An 18,577-nucleotide genomic window follows, 5' to 3' on the forward strand; every position below is an offset into this window, starting at 1 on the left:
ATTGAAATTATGTAGACAAGGAGGTTCTGTAAAGGAGCACCCTTGTTATTTTTATTTTCAGGGAGGTATCGATTTGAGTAAATATACAAAAGACGACATCATCAGGATGATTGATGAAAACAATGTGCGGTTTATCCGCATGCAGTTTACGGATATTCTGGGTACCTTGAAAAATGTGGCCATTACGACCAGCCAGATTGAAAAGGCGCTTGACAATCAGTGCATGTTCGACGGCTCGTCCATTGAAGGGTTCGTCAGGATTGAAGAGTCCGACATGTACCTCAGACCGGACCTGGATTCCTTTACCATCCTTCCATGGCACACGCAGCACGGCCGTGTCGCCCGGCTGATCTGCGATATCTATAAGCCGAACGGAGAACCGTTTGAGGGCGACCCCCGCTATGTCCTGAAAAGGACGCTGAAGGAAGCTGCGGAGATGGGATACACGTTCAACGTGGGCCCCGAATGCGAATTTTTCCTGTTCAACACGGACGAATTCGGGCATCCCACGACCGTCACACACGATACTGCCGGCTATTTTGATCTTGGGCCGTCCGACTTGGGCGAAAGCGCGCGCCGCGATATCTGCCTGAATCTTGAAGAGATGGGGTTTGAAATCGAAGCGTCGCACCATGAAGTCGCCTTTGCGCAGCACGAGATCGATTTTAAATACAGCGAAGCGCTTTCTGCGGCGGATAATATTCTGACCTTTAAGATGGTCGTGAAGTCCTGTGCGGATTCTCACGGGCTTTGCGCCACCTTTATGCCCAAACCGGTTTACGGGCGCTGCGGCTCCGGAATGCATACCAACATGTCTTTGTTTAAAGACGGAAAGAATGCCTTTTACGATCCGGACAGCGAAACCGGGCTGAGCCATATTGCATATAATTTTATTGCGGGTATCTTAAAGCATATCAAGGGGATGTGCGCCATTACCAATCCGCTGGTCAATTCCTACAAGAGACTGGTTCCGGGCTTTGAAGCGCCCTGCAATATCGCCTGGACCTTAAGTAACCGCAGCGCGCTGATCCGTGTGCCCGCCTCCAGGGGGCAAAGCACGCGGGTGGAGCTGCGCAATCCCGATCCCGCCTGCAACCCTTACCTCGAGTTTGCGGTGCTGCTCGCGGCGGGGCTGGACGGAATCAAAAACGACCTGACACCGCCGGATGCGGTTGTCGCGAACATTTATGATTTTGATATCGGGGAAAGAGCGGCTGCGGGAATAGAGGCGCTGCCGACCGACCTCAGCATTGCCGTTTCGGAAATGAAGGCGGACCCTTTTATCGAAAAAGTCCTGGGCGACCATGTGTTTAACAAATACACCGAGGCGAAGGAAAGAGAGTGGTACGACTTTTCCACTACGGTTACGGAGTGGGAACTGGATCAGTATCTGAATAAATTCTGATTGGGCTGCAGTAAACACCACATTCCTTTCTACGGAGTTGTTAAAGATGAGCAGTATTCTTGTAGCGAATTCAAACGCGGATTACGCTAAAAAAATAGCGGCCGTACTCCGTACCGGCGGTTTGAATGTCAGTGGTGTGTGTACAACCGGCTCGCAGGTAATCGATTTTGCGAACAGACATTATCATGGAGGCGTGGTGGTCTGCAGCGTAAAGCTGATGGATATGCCGGCGCTGAACCTTCCGAGAACGGTCGGTTCCAATTACGATTTTCTGTTTATCGTAAAGTCCCAGCAGATGGATATTTCCGAATCGCTTTCCTGCGCCAGCTTAATCATGCCGATCAACCGGATGGACCTGATTTCTTCCGTGAATATGCTGCTGAATATTTCCGATTACAGCAGCCTTACCATTAAAAAGAAGATCGCCAGCGGGAACTTTGATGAAAAACAGGTGATTGAACAGGCGAAAAATATTCTGATGGAACGCAATAATTTTACCGAACCGCAGGCACACCGGTTTATTCAAAAGAAAAGTATGGATTCCGGCAAAAAAATGATAGAAACCGCAATGATTATTCTGAATTTATAGGGAGGTGGATTTTGTTGAAATTCACAAAGATGCAGGGCATCGGCAACGACTATATCTATATTAACTGTTTTGAGGAAAAAGTCCAAAATCCATCCGGGCTTTCCATAAAGCTCAGTGACAGACATTTCGGCGTCGGTTCGGATGGGATTATCTTAATTGAACCGTCCGACAAAGCCGACTGCCGTATGGATATTTATAACGCGGACGGGTCGCAGGCAATGATGTGCGGCAACGGGATCCGCTGTGTGGGCAAATACGTGTATGAACGCGGAATTGTAAAAAAGGACGTTCTGAAGGTCGACACCATGAGCGGCGTAAAAACGCTTTACCTGGATGTCGAGAACGGGAAAGTCGTTTCCGTTACCGTGGACATGGACGGACCGGATTTTCAGGCCGGAAATATTCCGGTGACGTACCCCAAGGACCGGATGATCGACGAGCCTGTTGTGTTCGGTGAAACGGAATACAGGGTGACCTGCGTTTCCATGGGAAATCCGCACTGCGTGCTGTTTGTCGACGATGTAACCAAGGCGGAGATTGAAAAAATCGGTCCGATGCTGGAGTGCGACAAAATTTTTCCGCACAGGGCAAACATTGAGTTTGTCCAGGTGCTGAGTCCGGAAGAAGTGAACATGCGTGTGTGGGAACGCGGCTCCGGGGAAACCTGGGCGTGCGGAACCGGGGCGTGCGCCGTGGCGGTCGCCTGTGCGGCGAACCGGAAGACAGGCCGCAGTATAACCGTCCATCTCAAGGGCGGTGATTTGCATATCAAATGGGAAGAAAAGACGGATAAGGTATTGATGCGCGGTCCGGCGGAATTCGTCTTTGACGGGACGATAGAGATTTAGCTTCTGTCTGCCGGAAATCATGGAGGAAGGGAATGTAGTATTTTGTTAAAAGTGAACGAAAACTTTATAAAACTGCCCGCAAGCTACCTCTTTGTGGATATTGCGAAAAAGGTAAACGAATTTTCCAGACAGCACCCGGAAACGGAGATTATCCGCCTGGGAATCGGGGATGTTACCCGCCCGCTGCCGAAAGCGGTGGTAAAGGCCATGCAGGCTGCCGCGGAGGAGATGGGCCAAGCGGAAACCTTCCGCGGCTACGGCCCGGAAGCCGGTTATGAATTTCTTCGTACCGCGATCGCGGAAAACGATTTTATAAAGCGCGGGGTACAGATTGACATCGATGAGATTTTTGTCAGCGACGGCGCGAAAAGCGATACCGGCAGCATCGGCGATATCTTCGGCGTGGATAACGTGGTTGCGGTGTGCGACCCGGTTTACCCGGTTTACGTAGACACCAATGTGATGGCCGGAAGAGCAGGGGAGTACAGCGTGGGCAGGGGATGGAGCAGGATCGTTTACATGCCCTGTCGGAAAGAAAACGGCTTTCTGCCCGAGCTGCCCAAAGAACGCGTCGATATGATCTATCTTTGTTTCCCCAACAATCCTTCCGGTGTGGGAATCACCCGCGGGGAGCTGAAAAAGTGGGTGGATTACGCGCTTGCGAATCAATCCGTTATCCTCTACGACGCCGCGTACGAAGCATTTATCACGGAAGAGGACATGCCGCACAGCATTTATGAAATAGAGGGCGCGAAAAAATGCGCGATCGAGTTCAGAAGCTTCTCAAAGACCGCCGGCTTTACCGGAACGCGTTGTGCGTACACCATCCTTCCAAAGGAACTGGTGTTTGGCGGAGTCTCTCTGAACAAGCTGTGGGACCGGCGCCAGTCTACAAAGATGAACGGTGTTTCCTATGTCGTCCAGCGCGGTGCAGAGGCGGTTTTCTCCGAGAAAGGCCGGCGCGAGGTCAGGGAAAATATCGCTTACTATCTCAAGAATGCCAGGATCATTGTGGACGGCCTGCAAAAGGCGGGATTTGAAGTCTACGGCGGCGTGAACTCGCCCTATGTCTGGCTGAAAACGCCCGACGGACTTACTTCCTGGGAATTTTTCGATCTGCTGCTTGAAAAAACCGGCGTGGTCGGTACTCCGGGTTCCGGCTTCGGAGTGGGCGGCGAAGGCTATTTCCGCCTGACTTCCTTTAACACGAAGGAAAATACGGAAAAAGCGGTGGAGAGAATCATCCGTTCCTTCAAAGCGTAACGAGCCGATTTGCTGTCTGAACAATCGCGATTGATGTTAATAATAAGAATGGTTGGTGATTAAATGAAAGCATTGCTGATGCTTGAAAATGGAATGACCTTTGAGGGAGCAGGTTTTGGCGATGAACATGACATCCTCTGCGAGGTCGTGTTCAACAGCGCCATGTGCGGCTACACGGAGCTGCTGACCGACCCGTCCTATGCGGGGCAGGGTGTTGTCATGACTTATCCTCTCATTGGAAATTACGGCATCTGCTATGATGATACGGAATCTACAAAGCCGTGGCTGCGGGCTTTTATTGTACGGTCCGTTTCCGGCGCGGCCAGTAATTTCCGCTGTGACGTGGATTTGAACACCTTTTTGAAGCAGAACCACGTTCCCGGCATTCAGGGGGTGGATACGCGCACCATCACGAAGGTGCTGCGTGAAAGCGGCACCATGCGCGGCATGATTGCTTACGGAGATCAGATTGATCCCTCGGCAATGAAAAAACAGATCGACGCCTTTGTGCTGGAATCCTGCGTCCCTCTTGTCAGCGGCGGGGAACAGAAGGTGTACGGCGACGGGCCTGTTAAGATCGCTCTGGCGGATTATGGGGTGAAGAGCAACATTATCCGTTCGCTTGTGAGGCGCGGCTGTACCGTAAAATGCTTCCCGTACGACGCCTCGTTTGAGGATATGATGTCTTTTTCGCCGGACGGCATCATGCTCTCCAACGGCCCCGGCGACCCGAAGGAGTGCACAAAGGCTATTTCCGAACTGAAAAGGGTGTACGCTCACGGCGTCCCAACCTTTGCGATCTGCCTGGGACATCAGCTGATGGCGCTTTCTCAGGGATTTGATACTTATAAATTGAAATATGGCCATAGAGGAATTAATCACCCGGTCAAGGATTTAAGTACCAACAGGGTGTATATTACTTCCCAGAACCACGGATTTGTGGTCAATGGCGACACGATCAATCCTTCAATAGCCGACGTCCGCTTTATCAGCATGAATGACGGCAGTATTGAGGGATTGAACTATAAAAATGGAAAAGTGTTTTCTGTGCAGTATCATCCGGAAGCTTCTCCGGGCCCGCTTGACACAGGCTTTCTTTTCGATCAATTTCTCAAGCTGATAGGAGGAGGCCAGATATGAAGAGAGCAGATATCAAAAAGGTAATCATCATCGGCTCCGGCCCGATCATTATCGGTCAGGCCGCGGAGTTCGACTACGCCGGCACACAGGCCTGCCGCGCGCTTCGCGAAGAGGGCGTAGAGGTCATCCTGATCAACTCAAACCCGGCGACCATCATGACGGACAAGCAGATCGCCGATAAGGTTTATATTGAGCCTCTGACCGTTGAAACCATCAAAAAAGTAATTCTCAAAGAAAATCCGGACAGTATCCTTCCGACCCTGGGCGGCCAGAACGCGCTGAACCTTGCGGTGGAACTGGAGGAGTCCGGCTTCTTAAAGGAAAACAACGTGGAAATGATCGGCACGAACGCCGATACCATCCGGATGGCGGAGGACAGGGAGCTGTTCAAGGAAGCCATGGAGCGCATCCAGCAGCCCTGCGCGCAGAGCGCCGTTGCGGAAAATATTGAGGACTGCGTCAAAATCGCGAGGAAAATCGGTTATCCCGTTGTTGTGCGCCCCGCGTACACACTGGGAGGAAGCGGCGGCGGCATCGCGGCCGACGAAGAGCAGCTGCTCTCGATCGCAACACTCGGCCTGCACCGCAGCCGTGTGAACCAGGTGCTGATTGAGCGGTGCATTTCCGGCTGGAAAGAAATCGAGTACGAAGTCATGCGCGACCGCAACGGCAACTGCATCACGGTCTGCAACATGGAAAACTTCGACCCCGTCGGCGTCCATACCGGCGACTCCATTGTCGTCGCTCCCTGTCAGACGCTTGCGGACAAGGAAACGCAGATGCTCCGTTCCGCCGCGCTTGCCATTATCCGGGAGCTGAAGGTGGAAGGCGGCTGCAACGTTCAGTTCGCTCTGAATCCGAAGAGCTTTGAGTATTGCGTGATCGAAGTAAATCCCCGCGTGAGCCGTTCTTCCGCGCTTGCCTCCAAGGCGACGGGCTACCCGATCGCGAAGGTGGCTTCCAAAATTGCGCTGGGCTATACGCTGGATGAAATTCAGAACGCCATTACGAAAAAGACCTTTGCGTGCTTTGAGCCGACGCTGGACTACTGCGTGGTGAAAATTCCGAGATGGCCGTTTGATAAATTTGTTTACGCCAAACGCAGCCTGGGCACCCAGATGAAAGCGACCGGCGAAGTCATGGGGATTGCCCCGACCTTTGAAGCGGCTTTGATGAAATCCATCCGCTCGCTGGAGCAGAATGTTTTCAGCCTGCTCGACCCCAATGTCCACAGCCTTACGAACAGCGAGCTGGAGCAGCGGCTTTATGTCGTCGACGACCGGCGGCTCTGGGTGGTTTCCGAAGCGTTGAGGCGCGGCGTGACCCCGGAAAAGATTCACGATATTACGAAAATCGACCTCTGGTTCCTGGACAAGCTGCTCTCGATCATCGAGGTCGAAAAAGCTTTTGCCACGCGGCCGATTGATAAGGCCCTGCTTCTGAAAGCAAAGGACTTTGGGTTCCTGGACAAAACCCTGTCACAGTTAAGCGGCAAGACCGTAGAAGAAATCCGGGCAATGGAAGACGAGTGGGACATCCATCCCATCTATAAGATGGTCGACACCTGCGCGGCCGAGTTCGACGCGGAAACGCCGTACTATTACTCCAGCTACGGCATCCAGAATGAATCCGTACCGCAGAGCGACAGAAAGAAAATCCTTGTTATCGGTTCCGGTCCCATCCGCATCGGGCAGGGGATCGAGTTCGATTTCTGTTCTGTACACAGCGTCTGGGCGCTGAGGGACCTTGGCTATGAAACCATCATCGTCAACAACAATCCGGAAACCGTCAGCACGGACTTTGACATTGCGGATAAGCTGTACTTTGAACCGCTGACCGAAGAGGATGTGCGCCATATTGTCGATCTGGAAAAACCGGACGGCGCCGTCGTGCAGTTTGGCGGACAGACCGCCATCAAGCTGGCCGGGGCCATTGAAAAAATGGGCATTCCGATTCTTGGGACCTCGTTTGACAGCATCGATGAAGCAGAGGACAGGGAGCGTTTTGACAAAATCCTGTTTGAATGCCAGATTCCGCGTGCCGATGGCCGTATGGTCTTTACCTGTGAGGAAGCCATCCGGGCGGCAAACGAGCTGGGCTACCCGGTGCTTGTCCGGCCTTCCTATGTGCTTGGCGGACAGGGCATGCATATCGCGTATGCCGACGAAGACATCGTCGAGCAGATCGGCATCATCAACCGGATTGCGCAGGAGCATCCGATTCTGGTGGATAAATACATCATGGGCACCGAGGTGGAGGTCGACGCCGTCTGCGACGGAATCGACTCGGTCATTCCGGGCGTCATGCAGCATATTGAGCGCGCCGGTATCCATTCCGGAGACAGCATTTCCGTTTATCCCGCCATCGGCGTACCGAAGGATATGCAGGAGCTGATTGTGGAGTATACCCGCCGGCTCGCGAAAGCGCTGAAGGTCAAGGGACTGCTGAATATTCAGTTTATCGTCAAGGATCAGGAAGTGTATGTCATCGAGGCAAACCCGCGTTCCTCCAGGACCGTGCCCTATATCAGTAAGGTAACGGGGATCCCGATCGTACCGCTGGCTGTCGGCACCTTCTTTGGCAAGACCCTGCCGGACATGGGCTACCACTACGGACTGCAGAAGGAAAAAGACCTGATCGCCATCAAAATGCCGGTTTTCTCCTTTGAAAAGCTTTACGGGGCCGACGTCAATCTTGGTCCGGAAATGAAATCCACCGGCGAGGTGCTGGGAATTGCACGTACCTTTGACGAGGCGCTGATCAAGTCGTTTTACGGCGCCGGCGTACACATGATTAAAAACGGCAGGGTAATTTTCACCCTGAAAGACAGCGATAAGGAAGAGGCCCTGCCCATTGCCAGGGGGCTTTACGACCTTGGTTGGACGATTTACGCTACGGCGGGAACCTCCGATTTCCTGAACGACCACGATATCCCGACCATCCGCACCAATAAGATCGGGACGGGCAGCCCGGATATCCTCGACCATATTACCTCGGGCAAAATCGATTTAGTCATTAATACTCCGTCCCGCGGGGTGGTGCACAACAGGGACGGCTATAAAATTCGCAGAAACGCGGTGGAATCCGGTATTCCCTGCCTGACTTCGCTGGATACGGCCAATGCGTTCCTGACCTGCGCCCAGCACGTGGAAACCACCCAGCTTTCCGTGATTGATATCACGAAGGTTTCCAAGTTCCTGAACTTTATCTGACAGCTCCATTCAACAATGGATAAGAAAAATCCGCGTATTCAGATCATGGATATAAATGAGTTATAGGAGGAAAATAATGATGAAAAAATGTGAACTTCTTTATGAGGGCAAGGCAAAAAAGGTTTATGCAACGGATGATAAGGACTACTGCATCGTCGATTACAAGGACGACGCAACCGCCTTTAACGGACAGAAAAAGGGGACAATCGTCGGCAAAGGCGTTGTCAACAACAAAATGTCCAATTATTTGTTCCAGCTGCTGGAAAAACACGGTATCAAAACGCATTTTGTCAAAGAATTGAGTGACCGGGAAACACTTGTAAAGAAGGTCAAAATCGTCCCTCTTGAGGTAATTGTCCGCAATAAAGCGGCCGGCAGCCTCGCAAAAAGGCTCGGCCTGGAGGAAGGCACCCCGATGAAGAGCACCGTGCTGGAATTCTGCTATAAGAATGATGAACTGGGAGACCCGATGGTCAACGAATATCACATTCTCGCCGCCGATTTCGCCACAAAGGAAGAAATCGATCAGATCAGCGCCATGTCGCTGAAGATCAACGAAATTCTGAAAGAGTTTTTCCTCTCTGTCAACATCGAGCTGATTGACTTCAAACTGGAATTCGGCCGCTGCGCCGACGGGATTATCCTTGCGGATGAAATTTCCCCGGATACCTGCCGCTTCTGGGATGTCAACACCCACGAAAAACTTGACAAGGACCGCTTCCGCAGAGATTTGGGCGGAGTGGAAGAGGCTTACGCCGAGGTAATGAAGCGCATCGGCTTATAATGTATAGGGATGGTGAGTATTTGAACAGCTCTGTGATGGATTACGATCTTTCCAAACCGCACGAAGAATGCGGCGTTTTCGGAATCTATTCCGACGGCGGGACGGCGCCCGCCTACGCTGCTTACAACGGGCTTCTCGCTTTGCAGCACAGGGGGCAGGAAAGCTGCGGAATTGCCGTCTGCGACCGCGGGGTGATTTCCTACTCGAAGGACATGGGCCTTGTCACCGAAGCGTTCAACGATAAAATCCTTGACGATCTTGTCGGCCAGATGGCGGTCGGCCATGTCCGCTATTCCACTGCGGGCGGCAGCGTGCGCGAAAACGCCCAGCCCCTTGTCATGCGGTATATCAAGGGAACCCTCGCGATTGCCCATAACGGGAATCTGACGAACGCCTATGAGCTTCGCCATGAGCTGGAACACAGGGGATGTATTTTCCAGACGACGATCGATACCGAAGTCATCGCCTATATCATTGCGCGGGAGCGCGTGGACGCTCCTTCGATTGAGGAAGCCGTCCACCGCGCGCTTCCGAAAATTCAGGGCTCGTATTCCCTCGTGGTCATGAGCCCGCAGAAGCTGATTGCCGCGCGCGACCCGCACGGCTTCCGGCCGCTTTGCATTGGCAGGCTTGACAATTCCTATGTCTTTGCGTCCGAAACCTGCGCGCTGGACGCGTGCGGGGCGGAGTATGTACGCGACGTGGAACCGGGGGAAATCGTTGTTGTGGACAGCAACGGTCTGCGTTCCATCAAGGACCCTGTAAGCGTGGAAAAATCGCTCTGTGTTTTTGAGTATATTTATTTTGCGAGAACGGACAGCTACATTGACGGGAAAAGCGTTTATGAGGCAAGAAAGGAAGCCGGGCGCCTGCTTGCAAGGCAAAAGCCGGTCGAAGCGGATATCGTAATAGGCGTGCCGGAATCCGGAATTGACGCCGCGATCGGTTACAGCGAGGAATCTGGTATCCCCTATCAGAAGGGGATTGTAAAGAACAGCTATATCGGGCGGACGTTTATCAAGCCAAGCCAGTCCGAGCGGGTGCGCAGCGTACGGATCAAGCTGAACGCGCTTTCCTCCTGCGTAAAAGGGAAACGGGTGGTTATGCTGGACGATTCCATTGTACGCGGAACAACCAGCGCTCGCATCGTCACCATGCTGAAGGACGCCGGGGCGACGGAGGTCCATCTCAGGATCAGTTCTCCGCCTTTTTTATGGCCGTGCTATTACGGAACGGACATTCCGTCCAAGGACGATCTGATTGCCTGTCAGCACAGCATTGAGGAAATCGGGAAGATGAGCTTCGCGGATTCCATCGATTTTCTGCGTCTTGACAATCTGCCGAAAATGATGGGAGGGTGCAGCGGTTTCTGCGACGCGTGCTTCTCCGGAAAATATCCCGCGTCCGTGCCGGATTATCTGATTGCAAATAAGAATTATGACTACTGCACACCGATCAAACGGCTGTAAAATTCCTGTTTGGAGGATCATATCATTGAAAAATACTTATGAATCACCGCTTTCGTCGCGCTATGCGGACGACGAAATGAAATATTTGTTTTCACCGGATAAGAAATTCAGGACATGGCGCAGGCTGTGGATTGCGCTGGCGCAGGCTGAAAAAGAACTCGGGCTGAACATCACGCAGGAACAGATTGATGAAATGATCCGGTTCCAGGACGACATCAATTATGAGGTCGCCGAAGCGAGAGAGAGGGTGGTGCGCCACGACGTGATGTCGCACGTCTATGCCTTTGGGCAGCAGTGTCCTAAGGCCATGCCGATTATCCATCTTGGCGCGACGTCCTGCTATGTGGGCGACAACACGGACATTATTATCATGACGGAGGCTCTGCGGCTGGTAAGGAATAAGCTGGTCGGCGTAATCCGCGTGCTTTCCAAATTTGCCGTGCAATATAAGGACCTACCCACGCTGGCGTTTACCCATTTCCAGCCGGCCCAGCCTACCACCGTCGGCAAACGGGCCACGCTCTGGATTCAGGACCTGCTGATGGATTTGGAGGATGTGGAGTATCAGCTTTCCAAGGCAAAGCTTCTGGGCTCCAAAGGCACAACCGGCACACAGGCCAGTTTTTTGGAGCTGTTTGACGGCGACCACGAAAAAGTGAAAAAGCTGGACGAACTCATTGCCGAAAAGATGGGCTACACTTCCTGCTTTGCGGTATCCGGCCAGACGTATTCGCGCAAGCTGGACAGCCAGATGCTTTCCGCCCTGAGCGGGATCGCGCAGAGCGCGGCGAAATTCTCCAATGATATCCGCCTTTTGCAGCACCTAAAGGAAGTGGAAGAGCCATTCGAGAAAAACCAGATCGGTTCCTCGGCGATGGCCTATAAGCGCAATCCGATGCGCAGCGAGCGAATCGCTTCCCTTTCCAGATATGTCATGGTCGACAGCCTCAACCCTGCTATCACGGAGGCGACGCAGTGGTTTGAGCGTACGCTGGACGATTCCGCGAATAAGCGCATCAGCGTCCCGGAGGCGTTCCTCGCCGTGGACGGTATTTTGAACCTGTACGCGAACGTCGCCGACGGGCTGGTTGTTTACCCGAAGGTAATCGAGCAGCACCTTTTAAGGGAGCTGCCGTTTATGGCGACGGAAAACATCATGATGGATGCCGTCAAGCGCGGCGCGGACCGCCAGCAGCTTCACGAGAGGATCCGGGTGCATTCCATGGCCGCTTCCAAGGTGGTCAAGGAAGAGGGCGGAGAAAACGACCTGCTTTCCCGCATTGCTGCCGACCCGATCTTCGGTGTGACGCTTGAGGAGCTTTACGCGATTGTCAAGCCGGAAAAGTATGTGGGCAGGGCGCCGCAGCAGACGGAGGAGTTCATTTCCGAGGTAGTCGGCAGGGCGATTGCGCCTTACGAATTTGTTCCCGATGAAAAAACGGAAATAAATTTGTAACTGATACAGCAAAATAAGAATTATTTTTTATTGTTGATTCTGCTTTGCTTTTCAGAATAAGTGTGATATTATAATTGAGTTGTTTCCATACTGCCTAAATTCGGCCGCAGGGCAGTTTTTCAGCAAATTCCGTAGCGGCACGGCGGAGTGAATGCATATGATTAAAGCAATTGTTGGCGCAAACTGGGGAGACGAAGGCAAGGGTAAAATCACCGACGTCGAAGCAGCTCAGTCCGACATTGTCATTCGGTTTCAGGGCGGCAGCAATGCCGGCCACACCATTATAAACAATTATGGCAAATTTGCCCTTCATCAGCTGCCATCCGGTGTTTTTTACAGCCATATCACGAATATCATCGGCAATGGCGTTGCGCTCAGCGTGGAGAATTTCGTCAAGGAATTGAAGGCGCTTCAGGAGCGCGGCGTTCCGAAACCGAACATCGTTATTTCTGACCGCGCACAGCTGGTCATGCCATACCATATTCAACTCGACACGTTTGAGGAAGCGCGTCTTTCTTCCCATTCCTTTGGGTCGACAAAGTCGGGAATCGCTCCCTTTTATTCCGACAAGTTCGCGAAGATCGGCTTCCAGATCAGCGAGCTTTACGACGACGAGAGCTCTTTAAGGGAGAAGATCGACCGGGTCATTACGTTGAAAAACGTGCTGTATGAGCATCTGTATCACCAGCCCAAACTGACGGCTGATGAGATTTACAATCAGCTGATGGAATATAAAAAGCTGTTGGAGCCTTATGTCGCTGATACGTTTTCCATTCTGCACAAAGCGGTTCAGGAAGGAAAAAACATCCTGCTGGAAGGACAGCTCGGCGCTTTGAAGGACCCCGACCACGGGATTTATCCCATGGTTACTTCGTCTTCGACGCTGGCCGGATACGGCACCATCGGAGCGGGCCTTCCCCCTTATGAAATCAGGGAAATTATTGCGGTCGTAAAAGCCTACTCAAGCGCCGTCGGCGCAGGGGAATTTGTCAGCGAAATTTTCGGGGAACAGGCCGACGAGCTTCGCCGCAGGGGCGGCGACGGCGGCGAATTCGGCGCCACGACCGGGCGTCCGCGCAGAATGGGCTGGCTGGATCTGGTCGCTTCCCGGTACGGCTGTCAGGTGCAGGGCGCTACCTGCGTTGCGCTGACCGTTCTGGATGTACTGGGGTATCTGGATGAAATTCCGGTCTGCGTAGCCTATGAGTTGAACGGCAAACGGATCGATTCTTTCCCGCCGACCGTGCGGCTGAAACACTGCAAGCCGATTATTGAGACTTTGCCCGGCTGGAAATGCGATATCCGCGGGATCCGAAACTATGAGGATCTTCCGGAAAATACACGCCGGTATATCGAATTCGCCGAGAAGGCGATCGGAGTCCCGATTAAGATTGTTTCCAACGGCCCTGCGCGTGAAGATATTATTTACAGATAAGGTTCCTGCAATGGAGCGCCAACATTTCCGGTGGTAGTGTTGGCACTCGTTATTTTCAGATTAAATTCTACCGGAGAAAGTGTGATACTATGTGTGGAATCGTTGGTTACATCGGAGACGACCAGGCTGCTCCTTTCTTGCTGAGCGGACTGGAAAAACTGGAATACCGGGGCTATGATTCGGCCGGAATCGCCGTTTACGACGGAACTTCCCTCCACGTTATGAAGGCGAAGGGAAGGCTGAAGGTATTAAGCGACATGATCAACGGGGGAAAAGACGTCCTCGGTACTGTGGGAATCGGCCATACCAGGTGGGCGACACATGGCAAACCGTCGGATATCAATTCTCATCCCCAGGTCAGTGACTCCGGCAAATTTGCCGTTGTTCACAATGGAATTATTGAAAACTATCTCTCGTTGAAGGATTTGCTCATCAAAAAAGGGATCAATTTCGTATCGGAAACGGATACGGAGGTGGTTGCTCAGCTTCTGGAATACTACTACAAAGGGGATATTCTGGACGCCGTGATCCGCGTCATCAATAAGGTGGAGGGTTCTTATGCCCTCGGCATCATCTGTGAGGATAACCCCGACCAGATTGTCGCCGTCAGAAAAGACAGCCCGCTGATCGTCGGCCTTGGCAGGGGCGAGAACTTTATTGCTTCCGATATCCCCGCTATCTTAAGCAAAACAAGGGATATTTACCGTCTGAACGATAACGAAATCGCCGTGCTTCAGAAAGAATCCGTAATGATATATAATACGGATAAGGAAATTGTTCCGAAGGAGCCCTGCCATATTGACTGGGATATTTCCGCTGCCGAAAAGGGCGGTTATCAGCATTTTATGGCCAAGGAAATTATGGAGCAGCCCAAAGCGGTGAGAGACACGATTTCTCCCAGAATTCAGGACGGGAAAATTGTTCTGGACAATATTACCCTAACGGCGGAACAGCTGAAGAGCTTTTCAAAGATCTTTATTCTGGCCTGCGGCTCCGCTTACCATGTGGGGATGATCGCGAAATATATTCTGGAAAGATTTGCGCGCATCCCTGTGGAGGTGGATGTTGCGTCCGAATTCCGGTACCGCCATCCCATTATCGACGATAAGGTTCTGGTGCTTGTCATCAGCCAGTCCGGAGAAACGGCAGATACGCTGGCGGCGCTGCGCGAGGCAAAGAAGCTCGGCGCAAGAACGCTTTCTATCGTCAATGTGGTCGGCAGCTCCATTGCCAACGATTCCGACGACGTGCTGTACACATGGGCCGGTCCTGAAATCGCCGTGGCGACGACAAAGGCTTACAGCACCCAGCTTGCGGTCATTTATCTGCTGGCGATTTATTTTGCCGATAAGCTCGGGAACCTCTCCGAAGAGGATTATGCTTATTACGTTTCCCAGCTTCAGGAGCTTCCCGATAAAATTGCCGAGATTCTCAACAACAAAGAACATATCCAATTCCTTGCGTCGCAGTTCTTTAATGTAAGGGACGTGTTTTTCATCGGCAGGAACCTGGACTATGCGATGTCTCTGGAAGGCTCTCTCAAGCTGAAGGAGATTTCCTACATCCACTCCGATGCATACGCGGCCGGCGAATTGAAGCACGGCACCATTTCCCTTGTGGAAGACGGTACGCTGGTGGTGGCGCTGGCTACTCAGAAGGTGCTTTTCGATAAAATGATGAGCAATGTGAAAGAGGTCAAGGCGCGCGGCGCCGTTGTGCTTGGCCTGACCACCGAAAACAATACAAAGATCGAGCAGGAAGCCGACCATACGCTGTACATTCCCGAGATGTGTGAGATGATGCTGCCGTCTCTGGCGGTCGTTCCTCTTCAGCTTTTCGCGTATTATGTTGCGTCGATGAAGGGCTGCGATATTGATAAACCCCGCAATCTTGCAAAATCGGTGACTGTTGAATAAAAGATTACTCTGTTGCTTTTGTGAAATCCGGCGACAGTTCAAAGAATGGAAGTGCACGAACATATGATGCAGAACGAAGCAATTTTAATACTCGACTTTGGCGGGCAATACAGCCAGCTGATTGCTCGCCGGGTCCGGGATTTAAACGTATACTGTGAGATTAAATCCTATAAGACCACTGCCGAACAGATCGGGACGGCAGGATACAAGGGAATTATTTTCAGCGGCGGGCCTGACACGGTATATGATGAGAATGCCCCTAAATGTGACCCCGGGATATTTGAACTGGGGATTCCCGTGCTTGGAATCTGCTATGGTGCGCAGCTGATGGCCTATCTGCTCGGCGGCAGGGTGGAAAGCAGCAAAGTGCGCGAATACGGAAAAACAACCGTGGATTTCGATCCGGCCAGCGCGCTGCTTTCCGGTCTGGAAAAGCAGTCGATCTGCTGGATGAGCCACACCATTTATATCGCGGAAGTTCCCAACGGGTTCCGGGTGACTGCCACAAGCGGAAACTGCCCGACCGCGGCCATGGAAAACGAGGGGAAACGTCTGTATGCCCTGCAGTTTCACCCCGAGGTGGAGCACACCGTGCATGGCAAGGAAATTCTGAGGAACTTCCTTTATAAGATCTGCGTCTGTGCCGGAGACTGGAAGATGTCCTCTTTTGCGGCGGCGACCATTCAGCAGATTAAAGAGACCGTGGGCGAAAAAAAAGTGATCTGCGCGCTTTCCGGCGGAGTGGATTCCTCTGTTGCGGCCCTGCTGGTTCATAAAGCGGTGGGCAAAAATCTTACCTGCATTTTTGTGGATCACGGTTTTCTGCGTAAGAACGAAGGCGACAACGTAGAAAATGTTTTCCGTAAGCAGTTCGATATGAATCTGATCCGCGTAAACGCACAGGAACGCTTTTTGTCAAAGCTGAACGGTATTTCCGAACCTGAGCGCAAGCGGAAAATCATAGGCGAAGAGTTTATCCGCGTTTTCGAAGAAGAGTCCAGAAAGATCGGCCATGTGGACTATCTGTGCCAGGGCACGATTTATCCGGACGTTGTGGAAAGCGGGGCAGGGGATGCGGCGGTCATCAAGAGCCACCACAATGTCGGCGGACTGCCGGATGACGTTGATTTTAAAGGTCTGATTGAACCTCTCAGAAATTTGTTTAAGGATGAGGTCCGCAAGGTCGGTCTGGAACTCGGTATTCCGGGCCCCCTGGTCTGGAGACAGCCGTTCCCGGGACCGGGGCTCGCCATCCGCATTATGGGCGAAATCATTTCCGAGAAGCTGGATATCCTGAAGGATGCGGATGCAATCTTCCGAGAGGAAATTGCCGGTGCGGGCCTTGACAGGAGCATCAATCAATACTTTGCCGTGTTGACCGGCATCAAGAGCGTCGGCGTTATGGGCGACGGCAGAACGTACGACTATACCATTGCGCTGCGCGGCGTAACGACCTCCGACTTTATGACCGCTGACTGGGCCAGAATCCCTTACGACCTGCTTGACAAAATTTCCAACCGTATCGTGAACGAGGTCAAACACGTCAACCGCATTGTCTACGACATTACCAGCAAACCTCCCGCCACAATTGAGTGGGAGTAGAGTTTAATCCCTCTCAAAAGCCTTATTTGACAAGACTTTTGAGGGGGGTTCCCTTTATTAAACAACCATTTTGCAACTAACGTAAATTACTGCAATTACTTTATGGTGTATTCAACCCAAGAATCAGTGTCGTTTTCATCTGTGATCTTTTCAAATGATGAATACCTTTTTTTGTTGGTATCGTATTTTAAAAGAGGAAGAATTTTGCTCAATTCTGTCGTTCCGTCAATATAAAAATGGCTTTGTTTATCCCAAAATACTTTGTGATAGTTTTCATTCCCTGTTATTGTAGAAGTGCCGATATGTCCTGCTATGATATCCTTTTCAAACTTGCCGATAGTATAAGGATATTTGGAACAAAAATAATAGTCCTCTGAACCCCATTTCCAGAATTCACCTGCTTCTTCATCTATACCAGCGTGAACATATATCTGCGTATCAGTTTCATAATAATATGGCAAGTCTTTCAGCCAGTTTATCATTGAATCATCATCAAAAAAGATGGTTTTGTTTTCAATATCTTCCAATAAAAAGAATTCGTGGTTTCCTGCCAAAATAATTATTTGATCATTATACTGCTCTTGCAGATTTTTAATAAAGTAAAGTAATTCAAATTTCTTCTGCTTATGGTCTATGTAATCACCCAAAAGCACAAGCTTATTTTCCTTGTCTTGTAAATCAACTATTTTCAACATCTTTTTAAAGGTTTCTATTTCACCGTGTGGGTCACTCAAGGAAAAAAGAACAGCCATACCAATCCTCTTCCTTTTAACTTAAATTACCGTAAACTGATAACTCTGTCCATTAAGCAGTGATAGATTTCTTCTATATCCAAATCCTCATGAAAATGACCAAAGTACCAATGCTTAAATTCAGTTTCATCAGAAATAGTCTGGAGATATTGTCGAAGAACATCTTCTTCCTCAAATATTTCCATCTCCATTGCGCTTATTACTTCGTATGGGGCAGTATGTGTTAAAATGTAGTCCACCTTATTGCCATTCCTGTTCAATGCCTTTAATCCTTGTTCATATTCTTCTTCCGAGGGTAATTCTTCTGCCCGCCAGCTAATTCCTTCTGTTCGATACATTTTATCTGTTGAGGCAACTCCCCCCATGGTGAAGAATGTTTTTTTCTCAATTTCAAATACTTGGCCTCTCATCAGATGAATAATATCTGGTTCAATTTCATGCACTTGTCCGCCATTCCAGTAAGATACAGGATAATCATTTAATAGTTCAAAGTTTTCATGGTTGCCGTCAATAAAGAGCGTTGTTAGTGGAAGTTCATGAAGGGTTTGTTTAAGCAATGTGTCTTTTTTTCCACCGTCCCAGCACACACCCACATCTCCCAGAATAATAACGAAATCTTCCTTAGTTATTCTTTTATTCTCAAAAAAACGTGTAAGCCTGTCTACCCCTAAGTTACTATGAATATCGCCAGTTAAGTAAATCATAC

General features: G+C 51.0%; 14 protein-coding genes. 12 read left to right on the top strand and 2 right to left on the bottom strand.

Translation table 11 applies throughout. The features are described 5' to 3' along the window. Positions 1 to 73 precede the first annotated feature (73 nt). From glnA to guaA, 12 genes are all read left to right on the top strand, one after another. The gene (glnA, locus tag VXK30_RS08200) at positions 74 to 1,405 is read left to right on the top strand and encodes a type I glutamate--ammonia ligase (protein ID WP_275715582.1); all 1,332 of its coding nucleotides are present in this window, start codon (positions 74 to 76) and stop codon (positions 1,403 to 1,405) included. A gap of 46 nt (positions 1,406 to 1,451) precedes the next feature. Next, positions 1,452 to 1,994, top strand: a complete 543-nt coding sequence (locus VXK30_RS08205; protein WP_275715584.1) for an ANTAR domain-containing response regulator — start codon at positions 1,452 to 1,454, stop codon at positions 1,992 to 1,994. A gap of 14 nt (positions 1,995 to 2,008) precedes the next feature. Next, the gene (gene dapF, locus VXK30_RS08210) at positions 2,009 to 2,842 is read left to right on the top strand and encodes a diaminopimelate epimerase (protein WP_275715957.1); all 834 of its coding nucleotides are present in this window, start codon (positions 2,009 to 2,011) and stop codon (positions 2,840 to 2,842) included. Positions 2,843 to 2,884: 42 nt separating this feature from the next. Then, a complete protein-coding gene (locus VXK30_RS08215; protein WP_275715586.1) occupies positions 2,885 to 4,105 on the top strand; it encodes an LL-diaminopimelate aminotransferase in 1,221 nt (406 codons plus the stop codon). A 63-nt stretch (positions 4,106 to 4,168) separates the two neighbouring features. Next, positions 4,169 to 5,245, top strand: coding sequence for a carbamoyl phosphate synthase small subunit (locus tag VXK30_RS08220; RefSeq protein WP_275715588.1), 1,077 nt, complete (start codon positions 4,169 to 4,171; stop codon positions 5,243 to 5,245). Next, on the top strand, positions 5,242 to 8,457 hold the full coding sequence (gene carB / locus VXK30_RS08225) for a carbamoyl-phosphate synthase large subunit (RefSeq protein WP_275715590.1): 3,216 nt from the start codon (positions 5,242 to 5,244) through the stop codon (positions 8,455 to 8,457). Before VXK30_RS08220 ends, carB begins: the two co-directional genes overlap by 4 nt. A gap of 79 nt (positions 8,458 to 8,536) precedes the next feature. After that, positions 8,537 to 9,241 carry a phosphoribosylaminoimidazolesuccinocarboxamide synthase gene (gene purC, locus VXK30_RS08230; protein WP_275715959.1) on the top strand — a complete coding sequence of 235 codons (705 nt, stop codon included), beginning with the start codon at positions 8,537 to 8,539 and terminating at the stop codon, positions 9,239 to 9,241. Positions 9,242 to 9,276: 35 nt separating this feature from the next. Then, positions 9,277 to 10,710: an amidophosphoribosyltransferase gene (gene purF, locus VXK30_RS08235; RefSeq protein ID WP_442868004.1), complete on the top strand. Its 1,434-nt coding sequence runs from the start codon at positions 9,277 to 9,279 to the stop codon at positions 10,708 to 10,710. A 25-nt stretch (positions 10,711 to 10,735) separates the two neighbouring features. Beyond that, positions 10,736 to 12,166, top strand: a complete 1,431-nt coding sequence (gene purB / locus VXK30_RS08240) for an adenylosuccinate lyase (RefSeq protein ID WP_275715594.1) — start codon at positions 10,736 to 10,738, stop codon at positions 12,164 to 12,166. Positions 12,167 to 12,323: 157 nt separating this feature from the next. Then, the gene (locus VXK30_RS08245; protein WP_275715596.1) at positions 12,324 to 13,601 is read left to right on the top strand and encodes an adenylosuccinate synthase; all 1,278 of its coding nucleotides are present in this window, start codon (positions 12,324 to 12,326) and stop codon (positions 13,599 to 13,601) included. 89 nt (positions 13,602 to 13,690) lie between these two features. Continuing rightward, a complete protein-coding gene (glmS, locus tag VXK30_RS08250; RefSeq protein ID WP_275715597.1) occupies positions 13,691 to 15,517 on the top strand; it encodes a glutamine--fructose-6-phosphate transaminase (isomerizing) in 1,827 nt (608 codons plus the stop codon). 66 nt (positions 15,518 to 15,583) lie between these two features. Next, complete coding sequence (gene guaA, locus VXK30_RS08255) at positions 15,584 to 17,119, top strand: glutamine-hydrolyzing GMP synthase (protein ID WP_275715961.1); 1,536 nt, start codon at positions 15,584 to 15,586, stop codon at positions 17,117 to 17,119. Positions 17,120 to 17,214: 95 nt separating this feature from the next. Here guaA and VXK30_RS08260 read toward each other — a convergent pair whose 3' ends face one another. After that, a complete protein-coding gene (locus VXK30_RS08260) occupies positions 17,215 to 17,871 on the bottom strand; it encodes a metallophosphoesterase (RefSeq protein ID WP_275715600.1) in 657 nt (218 codons plus the stop codon). Between the two features lie 26 nt (positions 17,872 to 17,897). After that, positions 17,898 to 18,575 carry a metallophosphoesterase family protein gene (locus VXK30_RS08265; protein ID WP_275715602.1) on the bottom strand — a complete coding sequence of 226 codons (678 nt, stop codon included), beginning with the start codon at positions 18,573 to 18,575 and terminating at the stop codon, positions 17,898 to 17,900. Between the last annotated feature and the right edge of the window lie 2 nt (positions 18,576 to 18,577).

The organism is Caproiciproducens sp. CPB-2, assembly GCF_036287215.1.
GTDB lineage: Bacteria > Bacillota > Clostridia > Oscillospirales > Acutalibacteraceae > Caproiciproducens.